This window comes from Devosia sp. (genome assembly GCF_965229025.1).
Taxonomy (GTDB): Bacteria; Pseudomonadota; Alphaproteobacteria; order Rhizobiales; family Devosiaceae; genus Devosia_A.
On sequence record NZ_OZ245853.1, the window covers coordinates 4,021,814 to 4,042,500 of the forward strand.

Annotated in this window: 20 protein-coding genes (1 of these 20 cut by a window edge); 14 read left to right on the forward strand and 6 right to left on the reverse strand. The window is 64.4% G+C overall.

The window, feature by feature from the left end:
* The first annotated feature begins 17 nt into the window (after positions 1-17).
* Positions 18-197 carry a Flp family type IVb pilin gene (locus tag ACO06J_RS19610; protein ID WP_421762394.1) on the forward strand — a complete coding sequence of 60 codons (180 nt, stop codon included), beginning with the start codon at positions 18-20 and terminating at the stop codon, positions 195-197.
* Here the strand turns inward: ACO06J_RS19610 and ACO06J_RS19615 are convergent.
* Complete coding sequence (locus tag ACO06J_RS19615; RefSeq protein ID WP_421762395.1) at positions 194-1,072, reverse strand: SAM-dependent methyltransferase; 879 nt, start codon at positions 1,070-1,072, stop codon at positions 194-196. The genes ACO06J_RS19610 and ACO06J_RS19615 overlap by 4 nt on opposite strands.
* A gap of 14 nt (positions 1,073-1,086) precedes the next feature.
* Here ACO06J_RS19615 and ACO06J_RS19620 point away from each other — a divergent pair, with 14 nt between their 5' ends.
* From ACO06J_RS19620 to ACO06J_RS19635, 4 genes are read left to right on the forward strand one after another with little or no spacing between them, the layout of a single operon-like run.
* Complete coding sequence (locus ACO06J_RS19620; RefSeq protein WP_421762396.1) at positions 1,087-1,896, forward strand: ComF family protein; 810 nt, start codon at positions 1,087-1,089, stop codon at positions 1,894-1,896.
* A gap of 42 nt (positions 1,897-1,938) precedes the next feature.
* Positions 1,939-2,193 carry a glutaredoxin 3 gene (grxC, locus tag ACO06J_RS19625; RefSeq protein WP_421762397.1) on the forward strand — a complete coding sequence of 85 codons (255 nt, stop codon included), beginning with the start codon at positions 1,939-1,941 and terminating at the stop codon, positions 2,191-2,193.
* A gap of 3 nt (positions 2,194-2,196) precedes the next feature.
* Complete coding sequence (locus tag ACO06J_RS19630) at positions 2,197-3,054, forward strand: carbon-nitrogen hydrolase family protein (RefSeq protein WP_421762398.1); 858 nt, start codon at positions 2,197-2,199, stop codon at positions 3,052-3,054.
* Positions 3,051-3,476, forward strand: coding sequence for a DUF1178 family protein (locus ACO06J_RS19635; RefSeq protein WP_421762399.1), 426 nt, complete (start codon positions 3,051-3,053; stop codon positions 3,474-3,476). Before ACO06J_RS19630 ends, ACO06J_RS19635 begins: the two co-directional genes overlap by 4 nt.
* A gap of 1 nt (position 3,477) precedes the next feature.
* Here ACO06J_RS19635 and ACO06J_RS19640 read toward each other — a convergent pair whose 3' ends face one another.
* Together ACO06J_RS19640 and ACO06J_RS19645 are read right to left on the reverse strand one after the other, a co-directional pair.
* Positions 3,478-3,996: an RNA polymerase sigma factor gene (locus tag ACO06J_RS19640; protein ID WP_421762400.1), complete on the reverse strand. Its 519-nt coding sequence runs from the start codon at positions 3,994-3,996 to the stop codon at positions 3,478-3,480.
* The gene (locus ACO06J_RS19645) at positions 3,996-4,205 is read right to left on the reverse strand and encodes a YgaP family membrane protein (RefSeq protein ID WP_421762401.1); all 210 of its coding nucleotides are present in this window, start codon (positions 4,203-4,205) and stop codon (positions 3,996-3,998) included. Before ACO06J_RS19645 ends, ACO06J_RS19640 begins: the two co-directional genes overlap by 1 nt.
* A 201-nt stretch (positions 4,206-4,406) precedes the next feature.
* On the opposite strand from ACO06J_RS19645, the gene ACO06J_RS19650 reads away from it, so the two are divergent.
* Positions 4,407-5,267, forward strand: coding sequence for an aldo/keto reductase (locus ACO06J_RS19650; RefSeq protein WP_421762402.1), 861 nt, complete (start codon positions 4,407-4,409; stop codon positions 5,265-5,267).
* A 60-nt stretch (positions 5,268-5,327) separates the two neighbouring features.
* Here ACO06J_RS19650 and ubiG read toward each other — a convergent pair whose 3' ends face one another.
* Both ubiG and ACO06J_RS19660 read right to left on the reverse strand, forming a co-directional pair.
* Positions 5,328-6,065: a bifunctional 2-polyprenyl-6-hydroxyphenol methylase/3-demethylubiquinol 3-O-methyltransferase UbiG gene (gene ubiG, locus ACO06J_RS19655; RefSeq protein ID WP_421762403.1), complete on the reverse strand. Its 738-nt coding sequence runs from the start codon at positions 6,063-6,065 to the stop codon at positions 5,328-5,330.
* A gap of 102 nt (positions 6,066-6,167) precedes the next feature.
* A complete protein-coding gene (locus ACO06J_RS19660; protein ID WP_421762404.1) occupies positions 6,168-6,581 on the reverse strand; it encodes a VOC family protein in 414 nt (137 codons plus the stop codon).
* An 821-nt stretch (positions 6,582-7,402) separates the two neighbouring features.
* Between ACO06J_RS19660 and ACO06J_RS19665 the strand changes: the two genes are divergently transcribed.
* The 8 genes from ACO06J_RS19665 (at position 7,403) to ACO06J_RS19700 (ending at position 18,805) form a co-directional block, all read left to right on the forward strand.
* On the forward strand, positions 7,403-8,674 hold the full coding sequence (locus ACO06J_RS19665) for an aspartate kinase (RefSeq protein ID WP_421762405.1): 1,272 nt from the start codon (positions 7,403-7,405) through the stop codon (positions 8,672-8,674).
* 63 nt (positions 8,675-8,737) lie between these two features.
* Complete coding sequence (ptsP, locus tag ACO06J_RS19670) at positions 8,738-11,005, forward strand: phosphoenolpyruvate--protein phosphotransferase (RefSeq protein ID WP_421762406.1); 2,268 nt, start codon at positions 8,738-8,740, stop codon at positions 11,003-11,005.
* Positions 11,006-11,020: 15 nt separating this feature from the next.
* Positions 11,021-12,097: a peptide chain release factor 1 gene (prfA, locus tag ACO06J_RS19675; protein ID WP_421762407.1), complete on the forward strand. Its 1,077-nt coding sequence runs from the start codon at positions 11,021-11,023 to the stop codon at positions 12,095-12,097.
* An 8-nt stretch (positions 12,098-12,105) separates the two neighbouring features.
* Positions 12,106-12,951, forward strand: coding sequence for a peptide chain release factor N(5)-glutamine methyltransferase (prmC, locus tag ACO06J_RS19680; RefSeq protein ID WP_421762408.1), 846 nt, complete (start codon positions 12,106-12,108; stop codon positions 12,949-12,951).
* A gap of 320 nt (positions 12,952-13,271) precedes the next feature.
* Positions 13,272-13,931: a DUF4167 domain-containing protein gene (locus ACO06J_RS19685; RefSeq protein ID WP_421762409.1), complete on the forward strand. Its 660-nt coding sequence runs from the start codon at positions 13,272-13,274 to the stop codon at positions 13,929-13,931.
* Between the two features lie 223 nt (positions 13,932-14,154).
* Complete coding sequence (gene clpB / locus ACO06J_RS19690) at positions 14,155-16,773, forward strand: ATP-dependent chaperone ClpB (RefSeq protein ID WP_421762410.1); 2,619 nt, start codon at positions 14,155-14,157, stop codon at positions 16,771-16,773.
* A 115-nt stretch (positions 16,774-16,888) separates the two neighbouring features.
* On the forward strand, positions 16,889-17,233 hold the full coding sequence (locus ACO06J_RS19695; protein ID WP_421762411.1) for a VOC family protein: 345 nt from the start codon (positions 16,889-16,891) through the stop codon (positions 17,231-17,233).
* A 72-nt stretch (positions 17,234-17,305) separates the two neighbouring features.
* Positions 17,306-18,805: an MFS transporter gene (locus tag ACO06J_RS19700; RefSeq protein WP_421762412.1), complete on the forward strand. Its 1,500-nt coding sequence runs from the start codon at positions 17,306-17,308 to the stop codon at positions 18,803-18,805.
* On the opposite strand, the gene ACO06J_RS19705 is transcribed toward ACO06J_RS19700, so the two are convergent.
* A protein-coding gene (locus tag ACO06J_RS19705; RefSeq protein ID WP_421762413.1) for a M23 family metallopeptidase crosses the window boundary here: on the reverse strand, positions 18,802-20,687 show its 3' portion. 124 nt of this gene lie beyond the right edge of the window; only the last 1,886 of its 2,010 coding nucleotides appear in the window; its start codon lies off the right edge, out of view; the stop codon is at positions 18,802-18,804. The genes ACO06J_RS19700 and ACO06J_RS19705 overlap by 4 nt on opposite strands.

Here is a 20,687-nt window from a genome sequence, read left to right on the forward strand (position 1 = left end):
CAGGATGACCGCAGCCGATGCTGAGAACGCTCACAGACTTCTACAGCGATGAGTCTGGTGCGACAGCGATCGAGTACGGTCTGATCGGCGCGCTGGTGGCGGTCGGGATCATTGCAGCGCTGACCACGTTCGGCGGCAGTCTTTCCGGCATGTTTAACGCAGTCTCGAGCAAATCCGCCGCTGCAATGGGCGGTTAGGTCTTCTTCCCCAGCACATCTCTTAAGCTGACCGTAGCGCTGCCTCTCCGCGCCGGCTTTTGCTGGTTGTCGTGCGGCGCCCAGCCTGAAATCCAGATGATTTGCAGTGTCGCTCGCACCCGTCCGTCGGGATCAGCCGCAGTCTCTGCATAGGCAGCGGCAGCGCGCGCCAGCAGCGACCGTGTCGCGAGCCGCGTCGGCCGGTCGGCAAGGGGGTTCTGCGCTCCGAGGCTCTTCAGTTCCTGCATCAGCCGGAACGGATCGGCATAGCGCACCAAATGCGTTTCCACATCGGTCACCGGCAAGGCAAACCCGGCGCGCTGCAGCAGGCCACCGGCGTCCGACAGGGGGATGAATGGTGCCACCCGCGCAAAGGCGCCGCCCGAGATCTCTGAATCCGCAACAAGGAAGGCCTGCCGCAATTCGGTGAGGCTATCTCCCCCCAGGGCCGCCGCCATGAACAGCCCGTCCGGCACCAGGTGGCTGCGAATTCGCGCCAGAAACCCCGGCACATCGTTGACCACCTGCAGGTCGAACAGCGAGACGATCAGGTCGTAGCCTTCCCCCGGCAGCGACAGCGCCTCCGGATCGACAAGCGGCGCGTCCTCAGAACCGACAACGGTCGCAGCATTGGCGAACGTGAACAACCCTTCGGCCGACCGCCCAAGCATAGGCTGCATCGGCAACACGCTCGCATCGGGTACGAGGATCAGGGCTTTCGCAAACGGCCGGGTGATGGTGATCAGCCGCGCCGCCAGATCATCAAGCGCCAGCCGCGTGACAAAGTCATCGGCCGGGCTCGGGCGCCGCGCGAAATGGCGCGCGATGAGCGCCCGGTCAAACACTTGGGGGATTGCAGAGGAGGGGAGGGCCATAGGCAAACAACGCCTTGTCTTCTAGTGTCGTGGTTATGGAGAGCGGGGACGCGATTGTCAAAACCCGGATCCGCCCGGTCGCCATGCTGCGGCGGCTGGGTGCAGGTGTGCTCGACCTGATTTATCCCCCCGCCTGCCTCGATTGTGGGGCACCGACCGCCTCGGCTGATGCGCTTTGTCCCGCCTGCTTCAAGAAACTTCGCCCCATCACCGCGCCCTATTGCCCGCGGCTCGGCATTCCATTCGAAGTCGCGCTGGGTCCCGACGCGCTCTCGGCTGAAGCGATTGCCGATCCGCCCCCCTTCGAGCGCTCCCGCTCCGCGGTGCTCTACAATGAGGTGGCGCGCACTCTGGTGAGCCGGATGAAGTATGGCGATCGGCCCGAACTTGCCGGCTTCTGCGCCCGCCTGATGGCCGTGGCAGGCCATGAGCTCTGGCACGACACGCCGGTGCTGGTGCCGGTTCCCCTGCACTTCAGCCGTCAGTTCGAGCGGCGCTACAACCAGTCAACCGAACTGGCGCGAGCGCTGGCCCGGCGGCAGGGCCTCAGCATTGATGCGACGCTGGTGCGCCGCACCCGCCGCACCCGCCAGCAGGTGGGGCTCAGTGCCGACGCGCGGCAGCGCAATGTCTCGGGCGCCTTCGCCGTCCACCCCGATGCCGTCCGCCGATTGAACGGGCGCGGCGTGGTGCTGGTCGATGACGTCATCACGACCGGCTCCACCGTCAAGGCGATTACCCGCGCGCTCAACAAGGCGGGTATTTACAAAGTCGACGTAATCTCGTTCGCTCGCGTTGTCGTCGGCGGAAACACGCCCATATAGAGGGCAGGAACCCTGACGCATGCGGAGACGCCGGTACTTCAAATGAAAAAGGTCGAAATCTACACCACGCAGTGGTGCCCCTATTGCACGGCCGCCAAGGCGCTGCTCGAGGACAAGGGCGTCGACTTCGAAGAGGTCGATGCTGATAGTCCGGAGGTGCGGATGGCCATGGTGCAGCGCGCCAACGGCCGCCGCACTGTGCCCCAGATCTTCATCGGCGACACCCATGTCGGCGGCTATGACGATCTGTCTGCGCTCGAACGCCGTGGCGCGCTCGATCCGCTGCTGGCGGTCTGACCGGTGGTGCGCGTCGCCGCCATCCAGATGACGTCAGGTACACAGCCTGGCCCCAATCTGGATCGCCTCGAAGCGCTGGCCATCACAGCGGCCGAGCGCGGCGCGACATACCTCCTCACCCCGGAAGTCAGTATCGTCTTTGCCGAAAACCGCGAGGGCCTCCGCGCCGTAGCCGGATCGTGGGAGGGCAATCCAGCCATTGCCCGTCTCACCCAACTGGCGCGCCGGCTGAGTGTGAGCCTCCACCTAGGTTCCCTCGCGGTGGCGCTGCCGGATGGCCGGTTTGCCAATCGTTCGGTGCTGTTCCGCCCTGATGGTACGATCGCCGCCACATACGACAAAATCCACCTGTTTGACGCCACGCTCCCCGGTCTCCGGCACTATCGCGAGAGCGAGACGTATGCCGGCGGCGACGAGGCCGTGGTCACAACAGAACCCGGGTTCAACCTAGGCATGACCATCTGCTACGACGTGCGCTTTCCGGCGCTGCACCGCGCGCTGGCGGAAGCCGGGGCGGAGGTGCTCTCCGTCCCCGCCGCCTTCACCGTCCCAACGGGTGAAGCCCATTGGGAGGTGCTGCTGCGGGCCCGAGCCATCGAGACCGGGTGCTTCGTCATCGCGGCCGCGCAGGCCGGCACCCATGAAAATGGCCGCTCGACCTATGGTCATTCGATGATCATCGATCCTTGGGGCAAGATCCTCGCCCAGCTTGACGGCGACGGCCCCGGCATCGCCTTCGCCGACCTTGACCTCGCCGCCGTCACCGAGGCGCGTGGCAAGGTGCCGGCGCTTGCCAATGCCCGGCGCTTTTCGGTATCGCTCGCCACTTCTTCGATCCTCCGCGAGGAAGTTCCGGCGTGATCCAGTATTCCCTCGTCTGCGACAGCCACCATCAGTTCGACGCCTGGTTCCGCAATGCCGAGGCCTTTGATGCGCAGGCTGAGCAGGGCGTTGTCACCTGTCCCGTCTGCAACTCGATCAAGGTCGGCAAGGCGCTGATGGCGCCTGCCGTGTCGCGCGCCAATTCCGGGAAAGTCGCGCTCTCGGCGGGCCACCCGCAGCACGCGCAAATTCGCGAGATGCTGCGCGCCATGCGTACCAAGGTGATGGCCGAGGCCGACTATGTCGGGGACCGCTTTGCCGAAGAGGCACGGAAGATCCACTTCAACGAAGCCGGCCCACGCGGCATCTATGGCGAGGCGACGCGCGAGGAAGTTGCCGGGCTGCTTGATGACGGCGTCGAGTTCCTGCCGTTGCCGCGCCTGCCCGAAGAGACAAACTGACCTAGCGCTGCAGATATTCCCGCAACAGGACCCGCGCGCGATGCAGCCGCGCCTTCACCGCCTCGCGGCTGGCATCCAGAGTTTGCGCGATTTCGTCGATGGTCAGTTCCTCGATGTCCCGCAGCACCACCAACTGCCGGTAGTGGGGCGGCAGCGAGTTGATCGCCCCAGCTAGGTCCAGCCGCAAGTCGGCATCCAGACGCGTGGAAAAGCGCAGGTCGTTGTCGATGTCTTCGATCGGCGTCTGCACGCCCCGAACGCGCTTGGCCAACCGGCTGCATTCGTGACGCACCACGGCAAACAGCCAGCTTGAGAAGGCCGAAATCACGCGCAGCCGGCCCACGTGACGCTGCAGCAAGACCAGCGCATCCTGCACGGCATCGTCAACGTCGGCAGTCCTGCAACTGACCCGGGCGTAGCGACGGATGTCGGGCTGCGCGGCGGCGAGCAGCGAGGCGATGGCCTCGATGTCGCCGCCCTGGGCCGACACGATCATTTCTGTCGTCGGGCGCAGACCCATCAGTGCTTTCCGACCGGTTTACGGCCGATCATCGCACAGGCGGGGCAGTAGCCAAAGACGCCTGTGACGGCGAGGAAAGCGCCCATCGCCGCCAGTCCGTAGCCCAGCCAACCTGCGGGCGTGCCGAACAGCCCGAAGCCGATCATCATCACGCCGGCGACGAGGCGGAGCATCTGCTCCCAGGCGAAGAGATTTTTGCGATAAAACATGGTGCACTCCTGTTGTGACACTGGACAAGAGGCATCGGCGGAGGAAAACGGTTCGCGGTGGACGAGAATTTCTCCGGCTCAGCGGCGGACCGATCACGTTCGCAACTGGCCATCCGGGCAGGCTTGATCGGTGGACGCCGATGGATGCATCATGATGCGTCCTCTGGACCCCTCTTTCCCGACTTTTCCCGGAGCCTTTTCATGACTACTCCCAATGCCGCACTCGCCGGCACGTTTGCCATTGGCGGCGATCTCGTCGTCAACCGTCTCGGCTTCGGTGCCATGCGCATCACCGGCAAGGGCATCTGGGGCGAGCCTGAGGATCCGGCCGAAGCGCGCGCTACCCTCGCCCGCCTCCCCGATCTCGGCATCAATTTCGTCGATACCGCCGAATCCTATGGCCCCGAAGTCAGCGAACGGCTGATCGGCGAGGTGCTGGCGCCCTATTCAAAGGGCACAATCATCGCCACCAAGTCCGGCCTCACCCGCACCGGTCCCGATCGCTGGCTGCAGGTCGGCCGGCCCGAGTTCCTCGAACAGGGGGTCCACATGAGCCTCCGACGCTTGAAGCTCGAACGCCTCGACCTCTGGCAGCTGCACCGCATCGACTCCAAGGTGCCGCGCAACGAGCAGTTCGAGGCCATCGCTGGTTTCATCAAGTCAGGCCTCGTCCGCCATGCGGGCCTCAGCGAGGTGAGCGTCGAAGAGATCAAGGCGGCGCAGAAGTACTTCCCCGTCGCCACGGTGCAGAACCTCTACAACGTCGCCAACCGGCAGAGCGAAGCGGTGCTCGCCTACTGCGAAGCCAACGGCATCGGCTTCATCCCCTGGTTCCCGCTGGCCGGCGGCGACCTTGTCAAGTCGACCGCCTACCAGGCGATCTGCAAGACGCACAACGCCACGCCCAGCCAGATCGCGCTGGCCTGGGTGCTGAAGCGCTCGCCGGTGATGCTCCCCATCCCAGGCACCGGCAAGGTCAAGCACCTCGAGGAAAACACCGCCGCCGCCGCGATCACGCTCAGCGACGCGGAATTTGCGACCCTCGACAAGCTCGGCCGCTGATCGGGCCACCGGACGGCCGCTTAAGCGGCCGTTCGGTGTCGCGTCGTTCCCGTCATCGGATCAGGCAGCCTTTTCGGCCAGCACCATGTAGTTGATGCCGAGGTCGCGGCTCTGGCGCCATTCGTCTGCCAGCGGGTGAAACACCACCCCGGTGCGCTCGATGACCTCCAGCCCGTTGCGGCTTACCAGTGCGCCGATCTCGTCGGGGGTGAGGAACTTCTTGAAGTCGTGGGTGCCCTTGGGCAACCAGCCCAGCACCCGCTCGGCCCCCACAATCGCCAACGCGTAGGCGCGCGGCGTGCGGTTGATGGTGGCGGTGAACAGCAATCCACCGGGCGCCACCAGTTCGGCGCAGCTTTTCATGTAGAGCGGCACGTTATCGACATGCTCCACCACTTCCATGTTGAGTACGATGTCGAAGCGCTCGGTGCTGGCCGCCAGCGCTTCCGCCGTGGTGGCGCGATAGTCGATCTGAAGGCCGGATTGGGTGGCATGCAGCGCGGCGATGCGGATGTTCTTGTCTCCTGCGTCGATGCCGACGACGCTTGCGCCCAGCCGTGCCAGCGGTTCGGACAGCAGCCCGCCGCCGCAGCCGATATCGAGCACTTTGAGCCCCGCAAGTGGCCGCCGCACTGCGCCGTCCTTGCCAAAATGCGCAATCGCCTGGTCGCGAATGTAGCCGAGCCGCACCGGGTTGAACTTGTGCAGCGGCTTGAACTTGCCCGTGGGGTCCCACCACTCGTCCGCCATGGCCGCGAACTTGCTGATCTCGTCGGCATTGATGGTGGTGTCGGTCATGGCTGGCTCCGTCGCTTGCCCCTTCATATCCCCCTTGTCATCTGAGCGCCAATCGCCAGAACCGCCCCCGCGTCGTCACGACACAGGCGCTGCGCATTTGTCCTAGCTTCTGGGTTTCGGATCATAGGTGCCGAAGGTCCAGACATGGCCCTCCGGGTCACGCACCGAATACTCGCGGCTGCCGTAGCTTTCGTCGCGCAGCGGCAGGATGACCTCGAACCCGGCTGCCTCGGACCGCGCAAAGTGTCCGTCGGGGTCATTGGTCACCACAAAGAAGCTGGCTGTAACGCCGCCGGCCTCATCGGGCTGGCGCATCACCCTTGAGAACGGCGTGTCCATCACCGGCCCGATCATGATGCCAGCATCTCCAAACCAGAGTTCGGCATGCATCACGTGCCCGTCGTCGCTACGAAAGATCGTTCCCGGGGAGAACCCGAACACCGCAGTCAGAAATTCCAGCGCCGCATTGCAGTCACGATAGCGCAGCACGGGAAACAGGCGGGATGGATTGCTCATAACGACCTCCTAATTTTGAAGGAAGCTTAGATTGTTCCTGCTTTGTTCGCAAGGTCCGGAAGCTTCGTTGTGCGGTGTCACCAGATCCGTCCCCACCCACCGCGCGTCATCCCAGCGAACGCTGGGACCCAACTACCAGCCCGCGCACATGGAGAGTTGGGTCACTGCCTGCGCAGGGATGACATCCAGTTTGTGTGTCCTGTCAGCGCTTTAGCACCACTTATCCCCGCGCCTTTTGACCGCACTATACTCCCCTCACTGCCCCTGCGCTGGACGGGATCGCGAGCGAACGGTTTGCGGGGACAGGGTCGGATGGAGGGTGTCGCGCCCTCCTTGCCGAAGTTCCGGCCGGCCGGATGCTCTCCTTAAGGGAGGCGAGGGCCGCCAGTGGTGTCACGGCCGCTTTCGGGCGGCCAGGGGCCAAAGCTCCCCTCATGGGGAGCCGGGGTGCCTGCGCAGAAACGTCCGGGGTTTCGGCTCCGTGGATCTGGACTGCGGGGATAAGCCCTCTCCTTCGGGAGGCCGGCTGGAGCAATCCGCCGGTGGCCAGGCACTGCGGTTCCGGGGACGTCCCCGCGGTCCGCCGGAGCGAGGTGGAAACGTCCGGTCGCGCCGGCGGGGCAAGGCCCTGCCACTAAACCTGCGGTCTACCGCTGGGGCCAAGCCCCGCCGGCGGAGTCCTCCTGCTGCTCAACCCGAAGCCATATGGCCAGCGGGCGCGTTCGCACGGCCAGTTGATAAGCCCGATGCTTTGTGGCATGTCCCGCGCCACTTCAGCAGCGTACCGGCCGGTTCTGGCCGCGAGATTTCGGAGTAGGGCCTTGGGCCGCATCGTAGTCAAGTTCGGCGGCACCTCTGTCGCCACGGTTGAGCGCATCCGGCAGGCGGCGCGTCACGTCAAGCGCGAGGTCGATGCCGGCCACGAGGTGGCAGTGGTCGTCTCGGCCATGTCGGGTAAGACCAACGAGCTCGTAGGCTGGGTCAACGAGGCCTCAAAGCTTCACGACGCCCGCGAATACGACGCCGTAGTCGCCTCCGGCGAGCAGGTCACTGCCGGGCTGATGGCGATTGTTCTCTCCGAAATGGGTATCCCGTCGCGGTCCTTTCAGGGCTGGCAGGTGCCGATCAGGACCGATGACGCGCATGGCGCCGCCCGCATCGTCGAGATCGATCCGACCGAGCTCGAAAAGCGCTTCGCCGAAGGCGTGGTGCCGGTGATTACGGGGTTCCAGGGCGTTGCCCCGTCGGGCCGCATCACGACCCTCGGCCGTGGCGGTTCGGACACGTCAGCGGTCGCCATCGCGGCGGCAGTCAATGCCGATCGTTGCGACATCTACACGGACGTCGATGGCGTCTACACCACGGACCCGCGCATCACGCCCAAGGCTCGGCGGCTGAGCAAGATTTCGTTCGAGGAAATGCTCGAAATGGCGTCGCTCGGCGCCAAGGTGCTGATGATCCGTTCGGTTGAAATGGCGATGGCCTTCAAGGTCCGCCTCACCGTGCGGTCGACTTTCGATGATCCGGCGGCGCCACAGATCGCACCGGATGGCACGCCCGGAGTTCCCGGCACAATCGTATGCGATGAGGATGAGATCATGGAAAAGCAGATCGTTTCGGGCGTCACCCTGGCGCGGGCCGAGTCCAAGGTCACCCTGCGCGACGTCAAAGACCGGCCTGGCGTTGCCGCCGCGATCTTCGGCGCGCTGGCCGACGAATCGATCGTTGTCGACATGATCGTCCAGAACGTCTCGGAAGATGGCTCGACCACGGACATCACCTTTACCGTCCCTGATGCCGAGCACGACAAGGCGCTGAAGTCGCTGAAGGCCGCTGGCGAGGCGGGCCGATTTGAATATTCCAAGATCACGAGCGCCAAGGGCGGCGCCAAGGTTTCGGTCGTTGGCGTGGGTATGCGCAACCATGCGGGCGTTGCCGCATCGATGTTCAAGGCGCTGGCCGACAAGTCGATCAACATCCAGCTGATCACCACTTCCGAGATCAAGACCTCGGTGCTGATCGACGATGAATATGCGGAGCTTGCGGTGCGGGCGCTCCATACGTATTACGGGTTGGACAAGGAAGACGCCTGAGCCGCCGCTAACCGATCGCGGCGCCCGGGCTAGAGGGCGGCGCGGGGCCGTCGGGCGGGGATGATGGCCACAGCGATCAGCGGTCCGCGCGTGCTTTTAAAGCAGCTGCGCGAAACCATGGCGGAGCCTCTGGCGTCGCAGGCGCGCCTCGACAAGATCGTCAATCTCATCGCCGACAACATGCGAGCCGACGTCTGCTCGTTCTACGTGTTGCGCGATGACGGCGCGCTGGAGCTGTTCGCCAACCGCGGTTTCAAGCCCGAAGCGGTGCATATGACGACGCTGCGCCTGGGCGAAGGTCTTGTCGGCCTCATCGCCGCACAGGCCGAACCGCTCAGCCTCGACAACGCTCCTTCGCATCCGGCTTTCGCCTACCGACCGGAAACCGGCGAAGAAGCCTTCCTCGCCTTTCTCGGCGTGCCCGTCCTCAGGGCCGGGCAGACGCTGGGCGTCCTCGTGGTGCAGAACCGCGAAGCGCGGGTCTATGGCGAAGACGAAATCGAGGCCATGCTGACCACGGCGACCATCCTCGCCGAAATGATCGCCACCTCAGATTTCAACAGCCTGATCAAGCCGGGCCAGGATATCGACCTCCGCCGCCCCCGCACCTTCAACGGCGCGGGCTTCACCGATGGGGTGGCGCTGGGCAAGGTCGTGCTGCACGATCCGCGTGTCGTCGTCACCAATTTCGTCGCCGAAGATACCGAAGTCGAGCAGAAGCGCCTGTCGGCCGCCCTCGACACCATGCGGCTGTCGATCGACGACATGCTGAGCCACGGCGACATGCAGTCGTTCTCCGATCACCGCGATATCCTCGAGAGCTACCGGATGTTCGCCCATGATCGCGGCTGGGTCGACCGGCTCAACGAGGCCATCGACAACGGCCTCACGGCAGAGGCCGCGGTTGAGCGGGTGCAGAATGACACCCGGGCCCGGATGATGCGATCGACCGATCCCTACATCAAGGATCGCCTGCACGATCTCGACGATCTCGCCAACCGCCTGCTGCGCATCCTCACCGGTAACGGCAGTGGCGTGGGCAAGAAAGAGCTGCCCGAGAACGCCATCCTTGTTGCCCGCAACATGGGCCCGGCGGATCTGCTCGAATATGACCGCTCGCGGCTCCGCGGCGTGGTGCTTGAGGAAGGCGCCTCGATCTCGCACGTGGCGATCATCGCCAAGTCGCTTGGCCTTGTTGCGGTCGGGCAGGCCGAAAACATCGTCGCGATGTCCGAAACGGGCGATGACATCATCGTGGATGGCCAGGCCGGGGTGGTGCACCTGCGGCCCGCCGCCGACATGATCCAGGTCTATGTCGACAAGGTCCGCCTCACCGCCAAGCGCCGCGCGCACTACCTCGAGTTGAAGGATAAGCCGGCAATCACCCGCGACGGCGTCGCGATCACGCTGCTGCACAATTCGGGGCTGGTCGCCGACCTGCCCATGCTCGATGACACCGGCGCCGCAGGCGTCGGGCTGTTTCGCACCGAACTGCAGTTCATGATCGCCTCCAAGCTCCCGCGCCTCCAGGAACAGGTGGCGCTCTATACCGAGGCGATCCGGCTCACGGCGGGTAAGCCGATCGTCTTCCGCCTGCTCGATGTCGGCGGCGACAAGGTCATCCCCTACCTCCGCTCCGAGGCCGAGGAAAACCCCGCGATGGGCTTCCGCTCGCTGCGCCTCGCGCTCGACCGGCAGGGTTTGCTGCGTATCCAGATCCGGGCGCTGCTGAAGGCTGCCAATGGCGGACCGATGAAGATCCTCGTGCCCATGGTCACTGACGCCTGGGAGTTCCGGCAGACCCGCCTCGTGGTCAACAAGGAACTCGAGCGCATGAAGAATGCGGGCCAAAAGGTGCCGAGCCAGCTCGAGCTGGGCGCGATGATCGAAGTGCCCTCGCTTCTGTGGGAGCTCGACCAGGTGTTGCCGGAGGCCGATTTCGTTTCGATCGGTTCGAACGACCTCGTGATGTTCCTCACCGCCGCCGATCGCGGCAACAAGCGCGTTGCCAAGGCCTACGACCCGATCGCTCTGCCCCGGCTCCGGGCGCTGAAGCACATCGTCGATATGGCCAAGCGCTACGACGTGCCGCTCACCATGTGCGGCGAGCTCGCGGGCAAGACGGTCGAAGCGCTGGCACTGCTCTCGATCGGCATGACCAAGCTTTCGATGAGCCCGCCCTCGATCGGCCCGATCAAGGAGATGATCCTTGGGCTCGACCTCGCCCCTGTCCGTGCCTCGGTTTCGGCCGCCCTCCTCGAAGGGGCATCCGGCGTCGGTATCCGCGACCTGCTGCTCGACTGGGCAGGGCGCCAGGGCCTCTCAATCTAGGTATCCCCGCACCTCATGGCCACGCTTCCCCAGGACAAGCTCGACGCTTTGACCAAACGCTTCGACAGCATCGAGGCGGCGCTGTCGTCCGGGCCATCGGCGGAACAGTTCGTCAAGCTTTCGAAGGAGTATGCCGAGCTTGAGCCGATGGTGCGCCCGATCCGCGACTACCAGAAGCTCCTCAGCGATCTGGAGGCCGCAGAAGAGCTGCTCAGTTCCGGCGACAAGGAAATGGCGGAGATGGCCTCTGCCGAAATCGGCGAGTTGAAGCCGAAGATCGAGCAGGCGGTCGCCGACATTCGCATCCTGCTCCTCCCCAAGGATGCTGCCGACGAAAAGAGCGTCATCCTCGAGGTGCGCGGCGGTACCGGTGGCGATGAGGCGGCGCTGTTTGCGGGCGATCTGCTCCGGATGTACCAGCGCTATGCCGAATTGAACGGCTGGAAGTTCTCGCTGATGGAAGAGAGCCCCGGCGAAATGGGGGGCTACAAGGAAGTTGTCGCCAACATCACCGGCAAGGGCGCCTACGCCAAGCTCAAGTTCGAATCCGGCGTGCACCGGGTGCAGCGCGTTCCCGCCACGGAATCGCAGGGGCGCATCCACACGTCCGCGGCGACGGTCGCGGTGCTCCCCGAGGTCGAGGACATCGACATCGACATCAAGGCCGAGGACATTCGCATCGATACGATGCGGTCGTCCGGCGCCGGTGGCCAGCACGTCAACACCACCGATTCGGCGGTGCGCATCACCCATTTGCCCAGCGGCATCGTGGTGACGGCCAGTCAGAAGAGTCAGCACCAGAACCGCGCCACCGCCATGAAAGTGTTGCAGGCGCGGCTCTATGAAGAGCAACGGAACACCCGCGATACGGCGCGTTCTGAAGCGCGCAAGGAACAGGTCGGCTCCGGCGACCGCTCCGAGCGTATCCGCACCTACAATTTCCCGCAGGGCCGCGTGACTGACCACCGCATCAACTTGACGCTCTACAAGCTCGAAAAGGTCATCGCCGGCGATGCGCTGGGTGAACTCGTCGATGCGCTGATCACTGAAAACCAGGCGGCACAACTGGCGGCGATGGAGGGGATTTCCTGAGCGTTCTGGTGGGGGCAGCATGGCGGTCACTGCGCGACCTGTTCCGGCAGGCGGGCCTCGACACGCCCGAGCTTGACGCCAGGCTGCTCGCAGAACTTGCCTTCGGGATGGAGGGCCTCGCCCTCGTCACCCGAGAGCGCGAGCCCGCCAGCCCTGATGCCGTCAAACGACTCGAAGCGCTGGGGAAGCGCCGGCTCGCCGGTGAGCCCGTCGCCCGGATCCTCGGCGAAAAGGAATTCTGGGGCCTGCCGTTCAAGCTCCATCCGGCAACGCTGGTACCACGGCCCGAAACCGAGGCTCTGGTGCAGCGCGGGCTCGACGAGATCGGCCCGCTCGATGATCCCCGCATTCTCGATCTCGGCACCGGCACCGGGTGCATCCCGATCGCCATTCTCACCGAGTTGTTCAAGGGCCGTGCCGTCGCCACCGACCTCTCCCACGATGCCCTCGCCACCGCCCGGGCCAATGCCGAGCTCCATGGCGTCGCCGATCGCTTCAGCACCCGGCAGGGCTCGTGGTTCGACCCGATCGAGCCCGGCGAGCGGTTCGACCTCATCACCTCGAACCCGCCTTACATCGACTCGAGCGACATTGCTGGACTCTCCATTGAGGTGCGCGAGCACGACCCGCACCTGGCGCTCGACGGTGGCCCCGACGGTCTGCGGGCCTATCGCGCCATTGCCAGCGAGGCGGGGCAGTTCCTCAAGCCCGAGGGCCTGCTGCTGCTTGAGATCGGCGCCGCGCAGGCTGCCGCCGTCAGCGATATTCTCGTTGGTGCCGGACTTGCCGACATCGTCGTCGAGCGCGACCTTTCCGGCCACAACCGTGTCATTGCGGCGCGGCGCGCGACATGAGCCACGAACGCTTAAGGACGTCCGGCATTTTGTGCTTGGAAAGCCCCGGCGAAGCATATAGGTTCAAGATGCTGTCCACGGTGCAAGATATTGCGCCTAGGTCACGGCCACCCGCTCATCGGCGAAGCTGCAAAAGGCAGCGTTCGACACTCGGACGAGGAACCGGGGCGCCTTGATGAGCCACAAGTGGTTCAACCAGCACAGCTCTGGGCACCGAAGAACTTGACTGCCGGCGTCTCGCACTGGCGAGCGCCCGCGGCACCTGGTGCGGATGGCCAATGTTGCCTTCAGTATTCTTTTCCAAGGCTTGAAAAGAGACGATGAGACCTAATCAGCAGAATAACAACAACAACAACAACAAGAACCGCTCCCGTGGACGGAACAACAATGGTGGCCGCAAGCACGGCAACCCGTTGTCCCGCAACTATGAGAGCAACGGACCGGATGTGAAGGTGCGCGGCAACGCCTCGCACATCGCCGAGAAGTACCTGCAACTGGCCCGCGATGCGCAATCGTCCGGCGACAGCGTCATGGCGGAGAATTATCTCCAGCATGCCGAGCACTACTTCCGCATTCTCAGCGCGGCCCAGCCGCAGCAGGGACTGCGCCCGGATCAGTTCGGCCAGCAATCGGACGAGGACGATTACGACGATGATTTCGCACCGGTGAACGACCGGTTCGCATCGCCCGAACCGCGCCAGCCGTTCCAGCAGCAGCCGCAGCAGAACCAGCAGGATAACAACCAGCAGCAGAACGTGCCGGAGACGGAAACGGTCGTGCTGCAGGCTGTCGAGGTGGCGCCCGCTGCCGAAGGTGAGGTTACCGCCGATGGTGAGCCGCGCCGCCACCGTGAACGCCGCCCCCGCCGCCGCTCGCGCGGGCAGGGTGGTGAGGCCGGTGTCGATCAGCCGGGTGCGCCGCAGCCGGAAGTCGGCGAATTGCCCGCCTTCATCACGGCCGGAAATACCCCCGCGGAGTGATCCGCGCGTCAGAACAGAATACAGCAAGGCCGGGATCGCTCCCGGCCTTTTCGTTTTCGAGGCGCCTTCCTATATCTCGTGGGAGACCAAGGAGAGCGCCGCCGAGCGGGCCTTCTTTCTTGATCCATCGCAACCTACGCGCCTCGCATCCGGTTGAGACTGGGTCAGCTTCAAATGCCCGATGTGCCGCCCAGCGGGCAGCGGGCTGAAAGAGGAGAATGCAATGAACATCGAAAAATTCACCGAGCGGGCGCGCGGCTTCATCCAGAACGCGCAGCAGCTTGCACTCAGCGAAGGCCATCAGCAGTTCGCGCCGCTGCACCTGTTGAAGGTGCTGCTGGACGATGACGAGGGCATGTCGGCAGGGCTGATCGCCAAGGCCGGTGGCGACGCCAAGATTGCGCGCGCCGAGACCGAAGCGGCACTGAAGCGCATCCCCAAAGTGTCCGGCGATGGCGGCCAGCTTTATCTAGGCCGCGAGTTGTCACGCGTCTTCGACACCGCCGAAAAGGCTGCGGACAAGGCCGGCGACAGCTTCGTCACCGTCGAGCGTCTGCTGCTGGCGTTAGTGGTCGAAAAGGACGTCGATGCGGGCAAGATCCTTGCCTCCGCTGGCGTCACCCCGCAGGGCCTGAACGAAGCAATCAACGAGATCCGCAAGGGCCGCACCGCTGATTCCGCATCGGCGGAGAATGCCTATGACGCGCTCAAGAAATATGCCCGCGACCTCACCGCCGCCGCCCGCGAGGGCAAGATCGATCCGGTGATCGGCCGTGACGAGGAAATCCGCCGCACCATCCAAGTGCTGAGCCGCCGCACCAAGAACAATCCGGTGCTGATCGGCGAGCCCGGCGTTGGCAAGACCGCCATCGTCGAGGGCCTTGCGACGCGTATTGTCAACGGCGACGTGCCCGAGAGCCTCAAGAACAAGTCACTGCTCTCGCTCGACATGGGCGCACTGATCGCCGGTGCGAAATACCGCGGCGAGTTCGAGGAGCGGCTGAAGGCCGTGCTCAACGAGATTTCGGCGGCCGATGGCAAGATCATCCTGTTCATCGACGAGATGCACACGCTTGTCGGTGCCGGCAAGTCAGACGGCGCCATGGATGCGTCGAACCTGTTGAAGCCGGCGCTGGCTCGTGGCGAGCTGCACTGTGTCGGCGCCACCACGCTCGATGAATACCGCAAGCATGTGGAAAAGGACGCCGCGCTGGCCCGCCGGTTCCAGCCGGTCTTTGTCGATGAGCCTACGGTCGAGGACACGATCTCGATCCTCCGCGGTCTCAAGGAAAAGTACGAGTTGCACCACGGTATCCGGATCTCGGATTCCGCGATCGTCGCGGCATCGACGCTATCGAAGCGCTACATCGCCGACCGGTTCCTTCCCGACAAGGCGATCGACCTGATCGACGAAGCGGCGGCGCGCCTGCGTATGGCGGTTGAGTCGAAGCCCGAAGAGCTCGACGAGCTCGACCGGCGGATCATGCAGCTCAAGATCGAGCGGGAAGCGCTGAAGAAGGAAACTGACGACGCCTCCAAAACGCGCCTGGCTCGGCTTGAGCAGGAACTGGCTGATTTCGAGGAAGAAGCCGGGGCGCTCACAACGCGCTGGCAGAATGAGAAGCAGCGCCTCCACGGCAGCCAGAAGCTCAAGGAAGAGCTCGACAAGGCGCGCACCGATCTCGAACTCGCACAGCGGCAGGGCAACCTCGCCCGCGCTGGTGAGCTCGCCTATGGCGTGATTCCCGGCCTCGAAAAGCAGATCAAGGCTGCCGACGATCCCAATGGCGATGGCAAGCCCGACAACCCCATGGTCGAAGAAGTGGTGACCCCCAGCCATATCGCGCAGGTGGTCTCGCGCTGGACCGGTATTCCGGTGGACCGCATGCTGGAAGGCGAGCGCGAAAAGCTGCTGCAGATGGAAGACCAGTTGGGCAAGCGCGTGGTTGGTCAGGCCGAGGCAGTCGAAGCGGTGGCGCGGGCTGTGCGCCGGTCGCGGGCAGGGCTACAGGATCCGAACCGGCCGATTGGCTCGTTCATGTTCCTCGGGCCAACTGGCGTCGGCAAGACCGAGCTCACCAAGTCGCTGGCGCAGTTCCTGTTCGACGACGAGCATGCGATCGTGCGCATGGATATGTCGGAGTTCATGGAAAAGCACTCTGTCGCCCGCCTGATCGGCGCGCCTCCGGGCTATGTCGGTTATGACGAAGGCGGCATGCTGACTGAAGCCGTGCGGCGCCGGCCTTACCAGGTCGTGCTGTTCGACGAGATCGAGAAGGCGCATCCGGACGTGTTCAACGTCCTCTTGCAGGTGCTCGACGACGGCCGACTGACGGACGGGCAGGGGCGCACGGTCGACTTCCGCAACACCATCATCATCATGACCTCCAACCTCGGTTCGGAGTATCTGGTGAACCTCAAGGATGGCGAGCCGGTCGAACTGGTCCGCGGCAAGGTGCTCGACGTGGTCAAGGCGGCCTTCCGGCCGGAATTCCTCAACCGCGTCGATGACATCATCGTCTTCCACCGGCTGGAGCGCAGCCATATGGGGGCGATTGTCGATATCCAGATGGGGCGCCTGCGCAACCTGCTCAAGGAACGCGACATCGCGCTCGAACTGACACCTGCCGCGCGTGAGTGGCTGGGCAATGAGGGGTACGATCCCGCCTATGGGGCACGGCCGCTCAAGCGCGTCATTCAGCGTGAAGTGCAGGACAAGCTGGCGGAAGAGATTCTTGCCGGGCGTGTCGTTGACGGTGCCGACGTCATCGTCGATGCGGGCGATGCAGGGCTGGTGGTCCGTCCCCGCGATGTGTTGCATGCAGTCGACGCGGCAGCCTGATCCTTCGCAACACACTAAGATGCGGGCCGGTCTCGAAAGGACCGGCCCTTTTTTGTTGCGGGTATTTTCGAGTTGCGGTAGAACGAAACAAGAACATTTATGGCTGGAGGCCGCGATGACACAGAAGTACCAGATCGACTACATCGAGTTTCCCTCGTCGGATATCGCCGCCACCAAGCTGTTCTTTGGCTCGGCGTTCGGCTGGAGCTTCACAGGCTATGGCCCAAGCTACGAGGCCATCAATGATGCGGGAATTGACGGTGGCATAGACGGTGGCGACACCCGCACCGCCGCCACACTGGCGGTCATTCGCACCGGGGATATCGAGCAGGCCGAACGGGACGTTGTCGCGGCAGGTGGGGTGATCACCATGCCGGCCTACGACTTTCCCGGCGGACGGCGGTTCCATTTCCGTGCGCCCGGAGGCATCGAGCTCGCAGTTTGGATCGCGACGGAGTGAGCGTTTAGGATCGGGCTGTTCGGCTCTTCTCGGTGAGGGCATAGTGCAGCTGCCCATGAGGTGATGCCGAACATGACGGACTCCAGCGCCAACTCTTCTTCATTCTGCCCGCCGTCGCAGCGAATCTATGTGCTAGTCGCGGCGATCCTCGCGTCTTCTATGGGCTTCATTGATGGCTCAGTGCTGTCGATAGCGACGCCTGCCATTCGCGCCGATCTCGGTGCGACGCTGGCCGACGCGCAGTGGATCTCCAACGCCTACCTGCTGTTTCTCGCCTCGCTGCTGCTGATCGGCGGCGCCGCCGGGGACCGTTTCGGTTTGCGGCGAGTGTTCGGGTTGGGGATCTGGCTGTTTGTCCTCGCATCGGTGGTTTCCGCGCTAGCGCTGAACCCGATCTTCCTGATCTGCGCGCGCGCCGTGCAGGGGGCAGGGGCTGCCCTCATGGTTCCCGGCAGCCTCGCCATCATCGCCAAGGCCTACCCGCGCGAAGAACGCGGCAAGGCCATCGGCCTTTGGTCTTCTTTTTCGTCGCTGACGACCATTCTGGGACCGGTGATCGGTGGCCTCGTCCTCACCACGATGGGCGACTGGAGCTGGCGGCTGGTGTTTGCGATCAACTTGCCCCTGGGCGGGATCGCGCTGGCGCTGCTTTACCTCCGCGTGCCGGCCGATCAGCCCGCAGCCGGACGTCGCCTGGACCTCATTGGCGGTGCCCTGGTCACCCTGGGCTTGCTACTTTTCGCTGTCGGTCTCACCGGTGACGCAAGCGGCGTGCCGACCATCAGCCATATGGTCATCTATTGCGGCCTCGGCGTCCTCGCCCTCGCGGCGTTCCTGTTCTGGGAGTCGCGCGCGCCCGATCCCATGCTGCCGCTCGGCCATTTCCGCCGCGCCAGCTTCTCCGGCGCACAGGGGCTCACCTTCGTTCTCTATTTCGCGCTCGCGGCCGTGACCTTCTTTCTCCCCATGACGCTGATCGGCGGCTGGGGCGCCAGCGCGGCTGATGTCTCCTTCGCCTTCCTGCCCTTTGGCATCGCGCTCACAGTCCTGTCGCCCCTCGCCGGCCGACTGTCGGATCGATTCGGGCCCGGGCCGCTGATTGCCGCTGGCGCCGCGGTGGTTGGGCTCTCGTTCCTGCTGCTCGGCCTGGTGCTGCCGCTCCACAACGTCTGGTTCGCCGTGCTTCCGGTCATCATCCTGATGGGGCTGGGCATGAGTGCAGTGGTCTCGCCGCTCTCAACGGCGGTGATGACCTCGGTCGAGGACCGCGATACCGGGCTTGCCTCCGGCGTCAATAACGCCGTCGCGCGCGTGGCCGGGCTATTGGCTGTGGCCATTATGGGGGGTGTAGCTGCGGTCGTCTTCGAGCGCAGCCTTGGCGGCGCGGCTGAGCTGCCGCTGTTCTTCGGTCTCAGGCCTGACCAGGCCATACCTGCCGACATGGAGGCTACTCGGGTGGCGGCCAACGACGCTGCCTTCGCCGTCATTTGCTACATCAATGCAGGCTTGGCTATGTTGTCCGCCGTCATCGCCTACCTGACACAGCGGCGCGGTCCCGCAACCTCAGCCTAGTTCAGCGACGCGACCGTCATCGGCGCCGCGTCGCGCTTCATCAGGTCGCGGATCTGGCTGATGGTCTGCTGGAAAGCATCGTCGTATTGGGCTGACAGTGACTTGTCGCGCGGCAGCTTGACGCTCAGCGGGTCGACAAAGCGGCCGTTGACCTTGATCTCGAAGTGCAGATGCGGCCCCGTCGAGTTACCGGTCGAGCCGACATAGCCGATAATCTGGCCCTGGCGCACACGTACGCCGGGCCGCATCCCATCGGCGATGCGGCTCATATGGCCATAGCCGGTCTCAAACCCATTCACGTGCTTCAGCCCGACAAACTTGCCGTAGCCCGACGACCAACCGGCCTTTTCCACAATGCCGTCACCCGAAGCGTAGATCGGGGTGCCGGTGCGGCTCGCGAGGTCCACGCCGGTATGCAGCTTCTTGGTGTGAAAAATAGGGTGGATGCGATAGCCGAAGCGGCTCGCCAGTCGGCCGCCACCCTGTACCGGGCGCCGCGTCAGGAAGCGCTTGCCGGTCTCGCCGTCGGGATCAAAGAAATCCACCGTGCCGTCGTCAGTGCGGAAGCGGTAGAGCTCGCGGGTGGTGTTGCCGAGCTTCAGCGAAACATAGAGCAGTTCCTGGTGGCCCTCGGCGTCCTTTTCCGTCTCCAGCAGTTCGATCGAGTCCCCGGCGCTGATGCGCTTGGTCAAGTCGATGTCGTAGGCGAACATGGCGACGATGCGCGAGGTGATGGCATCGGGAATGTCGTGCTTCCGCGCCGTCTCCCAGATCGAGCGATAGACGGTGGGCAGGTTGTTGACGTTGATTTCCTCGGTGTCTTCCTCAGGGAAGACGATGTCGGGCGGGGCGAGGCCGAGCACATAATTGCCCCGGTCGGTCAGCGCCGCCGTCGCGGCGTGCTTGAGCTCGCCAGACCGCGGATCAGGGAAATAGATGCTGAGCCGGTGCGGGATCAGCGTGTTCGACACCCGCGACGGCCCCATCAGGATCCTGAGGCGCGCGCCCTTGGGCATACTGAGGTCGGACGAGGCCAGGACATTGCGCAACGTTCCCGCCACCATGTCATAGGTCGTGCTGTCAAAGCCGTTCTTCAGCAGCCAGTCCTTGAGCGGTCCGGCTTCGCGGACAGTGACCAGCCGCTCGGCCCGCCCGAGCCCTGCCTGGTCGGCCTGCTTGGTCTTGGGCATGACAGTGATGTTCTCGGCCACCCCGCTCGGGCCATCGTCGGATACCACACCCAGGTCGCGCAGGTTGCTGGGAGCATCGGCATAGGCGATCGCCGTGGCGCTTGCCGCACCGCCAGCGTTGCTTTTGACGTCGATGCTATCGCCGCCCTCGCCGAAGAGGTTCTCGACGCTGGCGCGGACATACTCGGCTGCACCACGATCGGTCACGGTTACCGCCGGCACGAAGGTGGCGGGCAGGGCGCTGGTCTTGATCTGCACCTCGCCCTCAACCTCGGCGCCATAGATATCGGGGTTGGCGACGTCGTCGTCCCCTGTCGTCGCAACCGGCTGGCTGGCGTCGATCATCGCCACCGGGTCATAATCGGGAATGTCTTCAGATAGCGCCGTGCCCGCGGTTGCCAGAGTGGCCCGGACCCGGACAAACGGTTGTTTCTTGATCAGTGCGCGGCCATCGACCGTTTCGCGGATCGAAGCCTCGACAATCTCGAGCTCTGATTTGGTCTGCGCAACGGGGCGCACGCGGTTTGCCTTGGCGCCGGAATCGATCTCGGCCGCGGTCTGCGGTGTCGTCAGGATCTGTAGCGCCTCATAGGCCGTCGAAAAGGTGTCCTGGCCCTCGAACGAGACATAGAGCGCGGCGCCCATCAGCAATACCGAGGTCAGTCCGGTCATCACCGTGCCGGTGAGCCACG

Bases quoted from the DNA above. Each gene is read 5' to 3' on its own strand.
- ACO06J_RS19610 (WP_421762394.1), top strand. From the start codon at position 18: ATGCTGAGAACGCTCACAGACTTCTACAGCGATGAGTCTGGTGCGACA.
- ACO06J_RS19615 (WP_421762395.1), bottom strand. From the start codon at position 1,072: ATGGCCCTCCCCTCCTCTGCAATCCCCCAAGTGTTTGACCGGGCGCTC.
- grxC (WP_421762397.1), top strand. From the start codon at position 1,939: ATGAAAAAGGTCGAAATCTACACCACGCAGTGGTGCCCCTATTGCACG.
- ACO06J_RS19640 (WP_421762400.1), bottom strand. From the start codon at position 3,996: ATGGGTCTGCGCCCGACGACAGAAATGATCGTGTCGGCCCAGGGCGGC.
- ACO06J_RS19645 (WP_421762401.1), bottom strand. From the start codon at position 4,205: ATGTTTTATCGCAAAAATCTCTTCGCCTGGGAGCAGATGCTCCGCCTC.
- ACO06J_RS19650 (WP_421762402.1), top strand. From the start codon at position 4,407: ATGACTACTCCCAATGCCGCACTCGCCGGCACGTTTGCCATTGGCGGC.
- ubiG (WP_421762403.1), bottom strand. From the start codon at position 6,065: ATGACCGACACCACCATCAATGCCGACGAGATCAGCAAGTTCGCGGCC.
- ACO06J_RS19660 (WP_421762404.1), bottom strand. From the start codon at position 6,581: ATGAGCAATCCATCCCGCCTGTTTCCCGTGCTGCGCTATCGTGACTGC.
- ptsP (WP_421762406.1), top strand. From the start codon at position 8,738: ATGGCCACAGCGATCAGCGGTCCGCGCGTGCTTTTAAAGCAGCTGCGC.
- prfA (WP_421762407.1), top strand. From the start codon at position 11,021: ATGGCCACGCTTCCCCAGGACAAGCTCGACGCTTTGACCAAACGCTTC.
- ACO06J_RS19685 (WP_421762409.1), top strand. From the start codon at position 13,272: ATGAGACCTAATCAGCAGAATAACAACAACAACAACAACAAGAACCGC.
- clpB (WP_421762410.1), top strand. From the start codon at position 14,155: ATGAACATCGAAAAATTCACCGAGCGGGCGCGCGGCTTCATCCAGAAC.
- ACO06J_RS19695 (WP_421762411.1), top strand. From the start codon at position 16,889: ATGACACAGAAGTACCAGATCGACTACATCGAGTTTCCCTCGTCGGAT.
- ACO06J_RS19700 (WP_421762412.1), top strand. From the start codon at position 17,306: ATGACGGACTCCAGCGCCAACTCTTCTTCATTCTGCCCGCCGTCGCAG.